Source organism: Paraburkholderia gardini, assembly GCF_907164545.1.
Lineage (GTDB): Bacteria > Pseudomonadota > Gammaproteobacteria > Burkholderiales > Burkholderiaceae > Paraburkholderia > Paraburkholderia gardini.
Genome location: NZ_CAJQZB010000019.1, coordinates 19,367 through 32,354, shown reverse-complemented (window position 1 = coordinate 32,354; position 12,988 = coordinate 19,367). Strand labels below are relative to the sequence as shown.

Annotated in this window: 11 protein-coding genes; 4 read left to right on the top strand and 7 right to left on the bottom strand. The window is 63.5% G+C overall.

Annotated elements, in window-relative coordinates:
* Positions 1 to 25: 25 nt before the first annotated feature.
* From LPA37_RS14755 to LPA37_RS14745, 3 genes are all read right to left on the bottom strand, one after another.
* Positions 26 to 1,255 carry a glycosyltransferase gene (locus LPA37_RS14755; RefSeq protein WP_228980944.1) on the bottom strand — a complete coding sequence of 410 codons (1,230 nt, stop codon included), beginning with the start codon at positions 1,253 to 1,255 and terminating at the stop codon, positions 26 to 28.
* The gene (locus tag LPA37_RS14750; RefSeq protein WP_228980945.1) at positions 1,252 to 1,866 is read right to left on the bottom strand and encodes a TetR/AcrR family transcriptional regulator; all 615 of its coding nucleotides are present in this window, start codon (positions 1,864 to 1,866) and stop codon (positions 1,252 to 1,254) included. Before LPA37_RS14750 ends, LPA37_RS14755 begins: the two co-directional genes overlap by 4 nt.
* 341 nt (positions 1,867 to 2,207) lie before the next feature.
* A complete protein-coding gene (locus LPA37_RS14745) occupies positions 2,208 to 3,140 on the bottom strand; it encodes an alpha/beta hydrolase fold domain-containing protein (RefSeq protein WP_228980946.1) in 933 nt (310 codons plus the stop codon).
* 123 nt (positions 3,141 to 3,263) lie between these two features.
* On the opposite strand from LPA37_RS14745, the gene LPA37_RS14740 reads away from it, so the two are divergent.
* Both LPA37_RS14740 and LPA37_RS14735 read left to right on the top strand, forming a co-directional pair.
* Positions 3,264 to 4,181 (top strand): LysR family transcriptional regulator, encoded by a 918-nt coding sequence (locus LPA37_RS14740; protein WP_229012984.1) that lies wholly within the window; start codon positions 3,264 to 3,266, stop codon positions 4,179 to 4,181.
* Between the two features lie 212 nt (positions 4,182 to 4,393).
* Positions 4,394 to 5,230: a DMT family transporter gene (locus tag LPA37_RS14735; protein WP_228980948.1), complete on the top strand. Its 837-nt coding sequence runs from the start codon at positions 4,394 to 4,396 to the stop codon at positions 5,228 to 5,230.
* 33 nt (positions 5,231 to 5,263) lie between these two features.
* On the opposite strand, the gene pdxR is transcribed toward LPA37_RS14735, so the two are convergent.
* Positions 5,264 to 6,811 carry a MocR-like pyridoxine biosynthesis transcription factor PdxR gene (pdxR, locus tag LPA37_RS14730; RefSeq protein WP_229012983.1) on the bottom strand — a complete coding sequence of 516 codons (1,548 nt, stop codon included), beginning with the start codon at positions 6,809 to 6,811 and terminating at the stop codon, positions 5,264 to 5,266.
* Between the two features lie 156 nt (positions 6,812 to 6,967).
* Here pdxR and LPA37_RS14725 point away from each other — a divergent pair, with 156 nt between their 5' ends.
* Together LPA37_RS14725 and LPA37_RS14720 are read left to right on the top strand one after the other, a co-directional pair.
* Complete coding sequence (locus LPA37_RS14725) at positions 6,968 to 8,266, top strand: 4-aminobutyrate--2-oxoglutarate transaminase (RefSeq protein ID WP_229012988.1); 1,299 nt, start codon at positions 6,968 to 6,970, stop codon at positions 8,264 to 8,266.
* 34 nt (positions 8,267 to 8,300) lie between these two features.
* A complete protein-coding gene (locus LPA37_RS14720) occupies positions 8,301 to 9,770 on the top strand; it encodes an NAD-dependent succinate-semialdehyde dehydrogenase (RefSeq protein ID WP_229012982.1) in 1,470 nt (489 codons plus the stop codon).
* Positions 9,771 to 9,844: 74 nt separating this feature from the next.
* On the opposite strand, the gene lipA is transcribed toward LPA37_RS14720, so the two are convergent.
* From lipA to LPA37_RS14705, 3 genes are read right to left on the bottom strand one after another with little or no spacing between them, the layout of a single operon-like run.
* Positions 9,845 to 10,822 (bottom strand): lipoyl synthase, encoded by a 978-nt coding sequence (gene lipA, locus LPA37_RS14715; RefSeq protein ID WP_229012981.1) that lies wholly within the window; start codon positions 10,820 to 10,822, stop codon positions 9,845 to 9,847.
* A 2-nt stretch (positions 10,823 to 10,824) separates the two neighbouring features.
* Positions 10,825 to 11,937 (bottom strand): acetoin dehydrogenase dihydrolipoyllysine-residue acetyltransferase subunit, encoded by a 1,113-nt coding sequence (locus LPA37_RS14710; protein ID WP_228980953.1) that lies wholly within the window; start codon positions 11,935 to 11,937, stop codon positions 10,825 to 10,827.
* A gap of 3 nt (positions 11,938 to 11,940) precedes the next feature.
* Positions 11,941 to 12,945: an alpha-ketoacid dehydrogenase subunit beta gene (locus LPA37_RS14705; RefSeq protein ID WP_228980956.1), complete on the bottom strand. Its 1,005-nt coding sequence runs from the start codon at positions 12,943 to 12,945 to the stop codon at positions 11,941 to 11,943.
* Positions 12,946 to 12,988: the final 43 nt, after the last annotated feature.

The following is a 12,988-nucleotide window of genomic DNA, read 5'->3' as shown; positions in this document are numbered from 1 at the left end:
TATTGGCTCCGACGAAGTGGTCGCGTCAACTCAACACGATGCGCTCAAGCGCTGCCACTGCATCTACCACGCCGTTTTCCGCTCGCATCGTCTCGCCCAGTACTCGTGCACGGGTTCGCACCCGGGCGTCGGCGGCGAAATCGAGGGCGCGGGTGAATGCCCTGGCTTCAGGCCGTCGCCCATCCACGGCGGCCGGCGCGAGACCGGCCAGACGCAGGCGCCCGGCCCAGAAGAACTGGTCCCCGGCGAACGGCGTCACGATGGAGGGCACTCCCGCGCGTGCAGCAGAGTGCGAGGTACCGGAGCCGCCGTGATGGATAACCGCGGCAGTGCGCGGGAAGAGCCAGTCGTGCGGAGTGTCGTCGATGACGAGGAAGTTCTCCGGAAGGACCTTCGGATCGATGCCGCTCCAGCCTGGATAGAACAGTGCGCGTCGGCCGGCCATCGCCTCAATCAGAGCATCCAGCAGCCGCGCGTTGTCGAAGCCGGTCATGCTCCCGAAGCCGATATAGACCGGGGCTTCTCCGGCGGCGAGGAAGTTCGCCAGCGCCGGTGGCGGCGTCCAGGCGGGGCCTGGCGCCAGCCACTGTCCACAAAGGTGTGCGTTGGCCGGCCAGTCGGCAGGCGTGGGCAACAGGTTGGGCGAGACGCCGTACACCATCGGGTGATCCGTCCATACCGCCTTGCGCGGCGGCAGTTTGAAGATCGCACGGGCCGCATTGGTCTTGTCGCGGAATGCTTTCCATAGCATGGCGTTCACGAAGCGGTGGCTGGCCCGATTGAGCGGGCGCGGCACCCACTTGCCCGGCAGAAACGGCGACGGGAACGCGGTAGTCGGCGTAATCGGGATCATGCCAGCGCCGATGCCTCTCGCGCCCAGGTATTCGGCTGCGGAAAGGCCGACAAAAGCGGCCAGCCCCGCTACCAGGATCGCATCGCAGCCTTCCCCTGCCTCGATGATGGTACGCATCCAGGATTCGGCATTTTCATTGGCGATCCGTGCCAGCGCGCGTGCGGTGGCGTTGAAACCAGCACCCCTGGCGACTACGCCAGCTATGGCATGGTCCGGGTTGAGCGTGCCGCGAATATCGCCGGCTAACGCAGCAGTCGGCACGCCGAGCGCGTGGGCGCTACCGAGCGTGGCTGCATCGGCGAGCAGTCGCGCCTCGTGTCCGGCATCCATCAAACCCCGGCACAGCGCGGCGAACGGACGCGCATCGCCCTCGGTGCCATACGTCGCGACGATAAATTTCATGAGCGCTTCTTCCTGGGTTTGGAGGATGTCTTAAGAGACGGTCCGGGTTGAACCGCCGCACCACGCATGAACAATTCGACTGTCGCGGCGAATTCCTTGCGCAGCTTCAGGCGCGGATCGGCAAGCCAGCGCAGCATGGAGCCGAGGTAGAGATGGTGGAACGCAATGGCGAGCCGTCCCGGATCGAGATCGTCGCGAATCTCTCCCGACGTTTGTCCGCGCCGGATCAGCCAGTCGAAGGTGTCGGCGATATCGCCGGGCTGCTCGCTGTCTCGCGACGACGACGGCTCCGTGCCGATGCTGAGGAAACGGAAGCGCAGGTAAGGTGCGAGGTAGTCGGGGTACGTTTCGCACCAGTCGGCCGAATGATCGAGTACGAACAGTGCGCCTTTGGCGAAGCCCGGTCTGGTCTCCAACTGGTCGTGCAGCGTCGCCAGATTTGTCGCCAGTTCCAGGTGTAGCCAATGCGCCAGCACCGCCTCCTTCACCGGGAAATGGTTGTACAGCGTGCCCTTGGCGACGTCCGCCGTGGCGGCGATCTGCTCCATGGTCACCGCCTCGTAACCGTGGGCTTCAAACAGCGCGGCGGCGGTACGGGCAAGGTGTTCCATGTTCTGCAGCCGTTTGCGGTCTCGACGGCCTGAGGGTCTGGATGCGGACATGCGAATGGATAAATGTGAACGACGTCTAATATTATTCTTCGTTCACAAATTTCCTGCAAATGCGGCATGGCGAGTGGCGCGAGCGTCCCGTGCATATGCCGGTCGGTTATGGCTGCTTTCGGAATCCGGAAGTGTTCCGTGTGGGGTCGACAGAGGTCTGACGTCGGGCAGTGCTCGGCCAGGAAGCGGCGGTCAACGTTGTCGCTTCGAACGCCCGAACGATACACGCCATCGGTCGCTTGACTGCGCGCACCCTTGAGCGTCCTGTCATGCGGAAGCCGGAAATCGTTCTAGGCGACGGTCCAGTGCCGCGATATGAAACCTGCGATCTGGTCCAGCGCGTATCGAGCGCTTGCAAGCTCTTGCGTGGATCGCTGGAACACGTGGTGGAGTCCCTCGAAGATCTCGAGCTGGACCGTGGCTCCCTGCTTTGCTGCCTTACTGCCATACCGGCGAGCGTCGTCGAGCAGCAGTTCGTTCGTTCCTGCCTGAAACGCGATCGGCGGCAAGTGGTCGGGAATGCTATATAGCGGCGACGCGCGTCCGTCGGTGGGGTCGGCCAGTCCCAGGTAGGTGGCGGCGGCATTGGCGAGCACCGGTCGCCTGAAAATGGGATCGTACGTCTCATCACTGAGAAGCGAAGGACCAGTCAACGCAAGATCGAGCCACGGCGAGAAGGCTGCGATGCATGGGACGTTTGACGCCCCGCGCGCATCAGCACCGAGGGCCGCCAGCGCGAGACCGCCGCCTGCCGAGTCGCCGACCAGTGCAATCTCGCGAATGCCAGACCTTGCCATCCATTGCAGCGCTGCGACCGTGGCATCGTATGCGGCTGGAAATGGATGCTCGGGCGCGAGCGGATAGTCGAGAACGAACGTGTCAACCCTGGCGCGCACCGCGATCTGACTCGCAAACCCGCGATAGGCCTCTGCGGACCCGAGCATGAAGGCGCCGCCGTGCAGAAATAGAATCGCGCGATCGGCGGGGGCGGATTCCGGGCGAATCCACCAGCCTTTTGCGTCCTCGCTATCGACACTTTCAAGATCGACGTTATCGGCGATCGGCGTCTGTGCCGTCATGGCGTCGTACGCTTCACGCATCGTTCCTTTGAATCCCGAAAAATGCTTCTGGATACCGGCAAGAACCGATATCCCGGCCTCACGGTCCTCTTCGCGCAAGCCGTGCCGGACTTCGGTCAGGCTACTGTGGTTTTCGATGGTCATCGCTGCTCTCCTTCGTCGTGTTAGCACTTCGTCAGTGGACGAGACGATATCGTTTCCCAACAGCATCTAGAAGAGGGACTCAAGGAATACAATCCATTCCATACAGGAAGTGTTGGAGGGGAGATGGACCGGCTGGACGCGCTCAAACTTTTCATTCGCATCGTCGACGGCGGGAGTTTCGCTGCTGCGGCGCGCGAGATCGGGGTCGGCCAGCCTGCGGTCAGCAAACAGATTGCGTCGCTCGAACGGTATCTGGGCGCTCAACTCGTCCGACGAACGTCACGCAGCATGACGCTGACCGAAGCCGGTCAATCGGTCTATGAAGCGGGCTTACGGATCATCGGAGACTTCTCTGAACTCGAGTCGTCCGTCGGGCGCGGACAGACTTCTCCGGGCGGTCTCGTCCGGATCAGCGTGGCGCCGGTATTCGGCCGGCTGTACGTCGTGCCGCATCTGCCGGCGCTCTTCGCCAGATACCCGCATCTATCCGTGGACCTGTCGGCAACGGAGCGCACCGTGAATCTGGTCGAGGAAGGGTTCGACGTTTCGATCAAAAACGGTCAGGTTGCCGACTCCTCGATGATTTCAAGGCATTTGGCGTCTAGTCCGATCGTTGTCGTTGCAACGCCGGCCTACCTTGAAAAACATGGGCGCCCTGAACGGCCGAAAGATCTTGACCGGCATTCGTGTGTGATCTTCGCGCCCATGCACGAGCCACGGATCTGGCGCTTCCAGGGCATCGACGGTCCAGACCTGCATGTTCCGTCTGGAAGTTTTCGCACCGGAGATGCGGAGCAGATTCGCGCTGCGGTACTTGCCCATATGGGATTGGTTCAAGCGCCGGGCTGGCTCTTTGCACAAGAGATTGCGAGCGGTGCGGTCATCAGCGTGTTGCCGGATTTCGCGCCGGCGCCGTTGCCCATCCACGCCGTTCATCCTTCAGGAAGGCAATTGCCGAACAAGACCCGGGTGTTCATCGACTTCGTTTCCGAAATCCTTGCCGCCGATCAGGGTCCGGCCTTTGTCTCGATCGGTGTCTGAACGGTCTTTAGTCGATGGTGACCGTCCATTTCAGGCCGGACGTGAGACCTGCCACCGAACGGTCCCGCCACGCGCGCCAACGCCTTCCGCTTTCACCTGATTAAAGATTCTGATAGAAAGGCGTGTCCGGCGATCTGTCCGGCCGCAGGCCGGGTTCCCCTGAAACAATCACACGCCCGCGGTTGCCGCCGCCTTTCTCACCCAGGCTCTTGATGCAAACGTCCGTCGTCTTGCTGGTTTTGTTATCCGCGTTACTGCACGCAACCTGGAACGCGTTTCTGCATCTGTCTGAAGACCGTATCTGGCTGCTCGGCATGATGGCGATTCCGTATGTGATCGTCAGCGCGATCGGCGTCTGCCTGCTGCCATTGCCCGCGCCCGGCGCATGGCCGTACATCGCGGCTTCTGTCGTACTCGAATGCGGTTATTGCCTCGCGCTGATCCGCGCATACCGCAGCGGCGATTTCGGCCAGATCTACCCGATTGCGCGCGGCCTGTCGCCGATGCTGGTCTTTATCGGCGCGTTCGTCTTCGCGCATGAGGAACTCAAGCCGCTGGCCGTGGCCGGCGTCGCGCTCGTCTCGTCCGGCATCATCTCGCTCGCGTTTCGCCGCAACATGCGTTTCTCCGGCGAAAGCGTGCCGTTCGCGCTGCTCACCGGCTTGTTCATCGCGACGTACTCGGTCGTCGACGGCATCGGTGCGCGTGTGTCCGGCAACGGGCTCAGCTACATCATGTGGGTCTATCTGATCTGGAACGTGCCGCAGTTTCTGCTCGTGTGGAAATGGCGCGGCGGCGCTCAGGGCCTCTTCATCGGGCGAGAAAAAGTCTTCAAGGGCATTCTCTCCGGCGTCATCGCGCTAACGGCGTACTGCTTCATCATCGAGGCTTACCGCTATCTGCCGATCGCCATGGTGTCGGCGCTGCGCGAACTCAGCACGATTTTCGCGGTGCTGATCGGCTGGCTCGTGATGCGCGAAAAGCTCACGACGCGACGTGTCGTCGCGTGTGCGCTCGTCACGCTCGGCGCGGTGCTGATCCGGATTTAAAGGCATGCGTTCGCGGCGCCGCGCGGCGGGAGCCTAAGCAAACCGCACGAGCGTCGGGTCGATCGCATCGGCCAGCGTATCGAATGCAGGCGCGATCTCTTCGTCCGGCACGCACGCATAGCCGATCAACAGGCCCGAAGGCGCACTGGCCGGCTCGGCGTAATAGCCCGACAACGGCCGCACGATGATATTGCGTTCGAGCGCCGCGGCCGCCACCGCGCGATCGTCGGTGTCCTCCGGCAACTGCATCACGAGATGCAGACCCGCATCGCCGCCCACCGCCGGCAATTCGCCGCCATAGCGGCGCCCGGCGACGTCGAGCAATGCCTGGCGACGCTGTCCGTAAAGCGTGCGCATTCTGCGGATATGCGACGTGAAGTGCCCTTCCGCGATGAATTCGGCCAGCACCGCCTGCTGCAGCAACTGGCCTTCGCGATACAGCTCCGCGCTCGCCGTCGCGAAACTCTCGGCGAGCGCTTCGGGCACCACCAGATAGCCGATGCGCAGCCCGGGAAACAGCGTCTTGCCGAAGCTGCCGACGTAAATCACCTGCCCCGCCGTATCCAGTCCCTGCAGCGAAGCGAGCGGCCGGCTGCCGTAACGGAACTCGCTGTCGTAATCGTCCTCGATAATCCAGCATTGATGCTGGCGTGCGTATTCGAGCAGCATCCGGCGCCGCGCGAGACTCATCACCATGCCGAGCGGATATTGATGTGACGGCGTGACGAGCATCAGCTTTGGCGGCTGCGCGAGATCGTCGGGTGAAGGGGCGATGCCTTCTTCGTCGACGGCGATCGGGCGCGACTGCAGGCCCGACACATGCAGCACGCTGCGCACGCCCCAATAGCACGGGTCCTCGGTCCAGATCACGTCGCCGGGATCGGAAAGCAGACGCACGGCGAGATCCACGGACTGATGGATGCCCGTCGTGATCACGATCTGCTCCGGCGTGCAGCGCACCGAACGCGACGTGCGCAGATACTCGGCGAGCGCATGGCGAAGCAGCGGCAGACCGCCACCCGGCGCGTATGTCAGCAGGTCCGGTCGCATCCTGCGCCAGTACTTGTTATGCAGACGGCTCCAGACGCGCGCCGGAAAGCGCGTCACGTCCGGCACGCCCGGCATGAACGCACCCCATTGACGCTTCGACACGCCCGCGCCCGACAGCAGCCGCGCACCGCGCGCGGACAACGCACGCGGTGCGGCCAGCGGCGCATCGGAAGCAGAAGCAGAAGCGGATATATCCGGCGGAACCGAAGCGACGGAAGCGGAACCCACCGCGCTTGTGTCCGGTGCGCCGACGATCTCGTCCGGCGCGCTGTCCGCGACGAACGTGCCGCGCCCCGTCGCCGAAGTCACATACCCTTCCAGCGCGAGCTGCTCGTAGACCTGCGTCACCGTATTGCGCGCGATACCGAGTTCGGCAGCGAGCAGCCGCGACGACGGCACCTTGCTGCCCGCCGGCAGTTCCCTCGACAGGATCGCCTGCTGGAGCAGCCGGTGCAGTTGCCGGTAGACCGGCTGACCGTTGCCGCGGTCCAGCCGCTGCGCCAGCCAGTCGGACAAGACGATCGCACGCATGATTGGCTCCTGTATTTATATAAAAATGGCTCTGAAGTTTGGAGCCAAATCTGATTATAGTCGCAGCATGTGCTGTCAACGGGCGGCACCATCCGATCCCGCCTGTTCCCCCGCGTATTCCCCGCGTATTCCCGACAACCGGATGTGAAGGAGATGATGACCATGGCCGACAACAAGAACGCAGGACTTCAGGCCCGCAAGGACGCCGCCACGCCGCGCGGCGTTGGCGTGATGTGCGATTTCTACGCCGAGCGTGCCGAAAACGCCGAGCTGTGGGACGTCGAAGGCCGCCGCTTCATCGACTTCGCGGCCGGCATCGCCGTCACGAACACGGGTCATCGTCATCCGAAGATCGTCGCCGCGATCCGCGAGCAGCTCGACCATTTCACGCACACGGCGTATCAGATCGTGCCGTACGCGTCGTACGTCGAACTCGCTGAGAAGATCATCGCCCGCGCGCCTGGCGACTATCCGAAGAAAGCCGCGTTCTTCACGACCGGTGCCGAAGCCGTCGAAAACGCCATCAAGATTGCCCGTGCCGCGACCGGCCGTCCGGGCGTGATCGCGTTCACGGGTGGCTTTCACGGCCGCACGATGATGGGCATGGCACTGACCGGCAAGGTCGCGCCGTACAAGATCGGCTTCGGGCCGTTCCCGTCGGACGTTTTCCACGCACCGTTCCCGAATCCGCTGCACGGCGTCACGACCGCCGATTCGCTGCGCGCCATCGAGCATCTGTTCAAGGCCGACATCGATCCGAAGCGCGTCGCCGCGATCATTTTCGAACCGGTCCAGGGCGAAGGCGGCTTCAATCCCGCACCGGCTGAGTTCGTGCGCGCGCTGCGCAAGCTGTGCACGCAGCACGGCATCCTGCTGATCGCCGACGAAGTGCAGACCGGCTTTGCGCGCACCGGCAAGCTGTTCGCGATGCATCACCACGACGTGGTGCCCGACCTGATGACGATCGCGAAGAGCCTGGCAGGCGGCATGCCGCTATCAGGCGTGGTCGGCCGTGCCGACATCATGGACGCCCCGGCGCCGGGCGGTCTGGGCGGCACGTACGCAGGCAACCCGCTGGCGCTCGCCGCGGCGCACGCCGTGCTCGACATCATCGACGAAGAAAACCTGTGCGAACGCGCGACGACGCTCGGTGACCGCCTGAAGGCGAAACTCATCGCGCTGCAAGGCGAAGTGCCACAGATCGCCGACGTGCGCGGTCCCGGCGGGATGGTCGCGGTCGAGTTCTTCAAGGCGGGCACGCGCGAGCCGGACGCCGGTTTCGCGAAACGCGTGCAGACGCGCGCGCTCGAACGCGGTCTGCTGCTGCTGACGTGCGGCGTGTATTCGAACGTGATCCGCTTCCTGTTCCCGCTTACGATCCAGGACGCCGTGTTCGACGAGGCGCTCGCGATTCTCGAGGGCGTGTTGAAGGAAACGGTCGGCGTCGCCGCATAACGCCGGATTTTCTCCAGACTGGTTCGAAAAAAACATGACGATCAAGGCATTTGAAAACCTGAAGGACCCGACGCTGCTGCGCGCGGACGCCTTCATTGCAGGCCGCTGGCAACAGGCGGACGACGATTCGACGTTCGACGTCGTCAACCCGGCGACGGGCGAGCGCATCGCGAAGGTGCCGCGCATGGGCACGCAGGAAACGCGTCGCGCGATCGAAGCCGCGAACGCAGCGTGGCCCGCATGGCGCGCGAAAACGGGCAAGGAACGCGCTGCGATCCTGCGAGCATGGTACGAACTGATGCTCGCGAACGCAGACGACCTCGCACTCATCCTCACCACCGAGCAAGGCAAACCGCTCGCCGAGGCAAAAGGTGAAATCACGTACGCCGCGTCGTTTCTCGAATGGTTCGGTGAAGAGGCAAAGCGCATCAACGGCGATACGATTCCGACACCTGCACCGGACAAACGCATCGTCGTGACGAAGGAGCCGATCGGTGTCTGCGCGGCGATCACGCCGTGGAATTTCCCGGCCGCGATGATCACGCGCAAGGTCGGCCCGGCGCTCGCCGCCGGCTGCCCGATCATCGTGAAGCCGGCCGAAGCCACGCCGCTGTCCGCGTTCGCGCTGGCCGTGCTCGCCGAACGCGCGGGCGTGCCTGCCGGCATCTTCAGCGTGCTGACGGGCGACCCGAAAGCGATCGGCGCCGAGATGACCGGAAACCCGGTCGTGCGCAAGCTGTCGTTCACGGGCTCGACGGCGGTTGGGCGTCTGTTGATGGCGCAATGCGCGCCGACGGTGAAGAAGGTTTCGCTCGAACTCGGCGGCAACGCGCCGTTCATCGTGTTCGATGACGCCGATCTCGATGCCGCCGTTGCAGGCGCGATCGCATCGAAGTATCGCAACAGCGGGCAGACGTGCGTGTGTACGAACCGCTTCTATGTACACGATCGCGTCTACGATGCGTTCGCCGCGAAGCTGCGCGATGCGGTGGCGGACCTGAAGGTCGGCTTCGGCACCGATGCGGGCGTCACGCAAGGTCCGCTGATCAACGAAGCGGCTGTGCTCAAGGTCGAATCGCATATCGAAGACGCGCTCGCCAAAGGCGCGCGCGTGGTGACCGGCGGCAAGCGTCACGCGCTCGGTCACGGTTTTTTCGAACCGACGATTCTGGCGGACGTCACGCCCGCGATGAAGGTCGCGCGCGACGAAACGTTCGGCCCGCTGGCACCGCTCTTCCGTTTCTCATCCAACGAGGAAGTGATCCGTCTCGCGAACGATACCGAGTTCGGCCTTGCCGCCTACTTCTTCAGCCGCGATATCGGCCGCGTGTGGCGTGTGGCCGAAGCGCTCGAATACGGGATGGTGGGTATCAACACCGGTTTGATTTCGAACGAGGTCGCGCCGTTTGGCGGCGTCAAGCAATCGGGACTGGGGCGTGAAGGCTCGCACTACGGCATTGATGATTATGTTGTTATCAAGTACTTGTGTATTGGCGGGATCTGAGGCAGGTATCTGAGGCAGGTATCTGACGTTGAACCGCGCGTGACGCTGACCGGCACGCGCGGTTCAACCACACATCAGGCGCCCAGCCTCGCCACCTCATCCGCGTGATACGACGAACGCACCAGCGGCCCTGCTACCACCTCGCGAAATCCCAGCTTCAATCCCTCCTCACGTAAAGCGTCGAACGCATCCGGCGGTATGTAACGCCGCACGGGCATGTGAAACCGCGACGGTGCCAGATACTGCCCGAGCGTCAGAATATCGACGTCATGCGCGCGGATATCCCGCATCGTGCGTAGCAGTTCGTCATCGGTTTCGCCGAGACCGACCATCAATCCGGATTTCGTGACGACGTGCCGGCTCGATCGTTTCACACGCGCCAGCAGTTCAAGCGATCCTTCGTAGTGAGCACCCGCGCGTGCGGCGCGATATAACGAAGGCACGGTTTCGACGTTGTGATTGAATACCTCAGGCCACGTCGTTTCGAACGCGGCCAGCGCCCGATCGATGCGACCGCGAAAATCCGGCGTCAGCACTTCGACACGGATTCCCGGCACGCGCTTGCGAATCAGCGCGATGCAGCGGACAAAATGCCCGGCGCCGCCATCGCGCAGATCGTCGCGGTCCACCGACGTGATCACGACATAGCGCAAGCCGAGCGCCGCGACCGCGTCCGCAAGCCGCTCAGGCTCTTCTGCATCGAGCGGCTCGGGCCGTCCGTGCGCCACATCGCAGAACGCACACCGGCGCGTACAGATCCCTCCCATGATCATGAACGTCGCCGTGCGCTGCGCGAAACACTCGCCGATGTTCGGGCACATCGCCTCCTCGCATACCGAATGCAGACGATGCGCGCGCAGGATGGCCGCCATTTCCGCAATGGTTTCGCTCATCATCGGCCGTGCGTGCAGCCACGGCGGCTTCGGCAGGCCACCGACGTCACCCGCTGACACAGGCACGATCTTCACGGGAATGCGGGCCAGCTTCTCGCGGCTGCGCAACCCGTGCTGACCGAGCGCGGTCGTGCTCTGATTCCCGGTCGCGGTATTCATCGTCATTGCCCGAAAAATTCATTGAGCAGACGGTTCACTTCCGTTGCCGCTTCCATCTGTACCATGTGCCCCTTCCCCTGGATCACATGAACACGCGCATTCGACGGCAACCCTTCGGCGTGACGTGCCGGGATGATCTGGTCGTCACTGCCCCAGATCACCAGCGTGCACGGCGCGAGCGTCTCCAGCCGGTCGCGATAGTTTCGCCGTTGCACGCCGCCCTCGAAAGCCGACGTGGCGATTTTCTGCAGCGCGTCGCTCACGCCTTCGAGCCGCTTGTAGCGAACGATGTCTTCCACGAGCTGGCGCGTGACCAGCGATCCATCGGCGAACAGTTTCGTCAGATGCGGCTTTAGCGTGTTGCGACTGGAGCCGGCCGTGAAGCCTTCGATGTACTCGCGGTTGATCTCGTCGCCAAGGCCCGCGCCGCTAATCAACGCAAGCGAAGCGACGCGTTGTGGCGCGCGTGCCGCGACTGTCATCGCGATGAGCGCACCCATCGAATGCCCGACGAGATGCGCCCGTTCGATGCCGCGATCGTCGAGAAACGCGGTCACACTGTCGGCGAGTTCATCCGCGCTACCGGTTTCGACCGCTTTGGCCGATTCGCCGTGCCCGGGCAGATCGAGCGCCCATACCGCGCGATGCGCGGCGAGATCGGCGTGATTGAAGAGCCAGTTGTTGAGATCGCCGCCAAAGCCATGAATCAGCACCACTGGCGTGCCGCCGTCACCGAGCTTCAGGAAGCGCATCGTGCGGCCGCCAATCTGCGCTTTCCCGGGCTGCGGACCGGCGTCGCCGTCGGCCGCCGTCGGCGGCACGAAGTCGCGCTGGAACGCTTCGACGGCCGCATCGATTTCGCTGTCGGGCGTTTCCACGTCGGCCACGACGCCAAGCAGTGCGCCGACCGGCAACGTCTCGCCTTCCTGCGCGACCTGCCGCCGCAACGTGCCGATAAACGCGCACTCCACGCCGGAGGAAATCTTGTCGGTTTCCACGTCGAGCACTTCGTCGCCTTTCGCGACCTTGTCGCCCACCGACTTCAGCCAGCCGTTGACCTGGCCCTGCTCCATCGAGAGACCCCACTTGGGCATCGTGATCATGTGAATCGACATTGCTCAGCTCCTTACCTTGCGTACGGCGGCCGCGATCTGGTCCGGCGAAGGGATATACATGTCTTCGAGCACACCGGAAAACGGCACGGGTGTATGTGGCGCGGTGACCAGTTCAATTGGCGCCTTTAGCGAATGGAACGCGCGCCCGGCGACTAGCGCCGAAATGTCCGTCGCCATCGAACAGCGGCGATTCGCCTCGTCCACGACGACGACGCGCCCCGTGCGTTCGGCGCTTTCGAGAATGGTTTCCTCGTCGAGCGGCGAGGTCGTGCGCAGATCGATCACGTCGACCTGGATGCCTTCCTTTGCGAGCTTTTCCGCGGCTTCGGTCGCGTAGTGCACCATGCGGCCGTAGGTGACGATGGTTGCGTCATCGCCTTCGCGCACGACGTTCGCCTCGCCGAACGGAATCGCATACGACTCTTCCGGTACATCGCCTTCACGGCTGTACAGCAGTTTGTGCTCGCAGAAGATGACCGGATCGTTGTCGCGGATTGCCTGGATCAGCAGACCTTTTGCGTCGTACGGTGTCGAAGGACACACCACCTTGAGGCCGGGAATATGCGTGAAGAGCGACGTCAGCATCTGCGAATGCTGGGCCGCCGCGCGCAGGCCCGCGCCCTGCATCGCGCGGATGACGACGGGGGTGACCGCCTTGCCGCCGAACATGTAGCGGAATTTCGCGGCCTGATTGAAGATCTGGTCGAAGCACACACCCATGAAGTCGATGAACATCAACTCCGCCACGGGCCGCATGCCGCACGCCGCCGCGCCGACCGCCGCGCCGATATAGCCGCCTTCCGAAAGCGGCGTGTCGAGCACACGCCCGGGGTACTTGTGATACAGCCCTTTTGTGACGCCGAGTACACCGCCCCACGCGTCCTGCTCACCGGGCGAGCCTGCGCCGCCCGCGTTGTCTTCGCCCATTACGATGACGCTGTCGTCGCGCGCCATCTCCTGGCTCAGGGCTTCATTGATTGCCTGAGAAAAAGTGATCTTCCGTGCCATGTCTGTCTCCTGTCGACCGGAGTTAGCGCTTTAGCTGTCGACC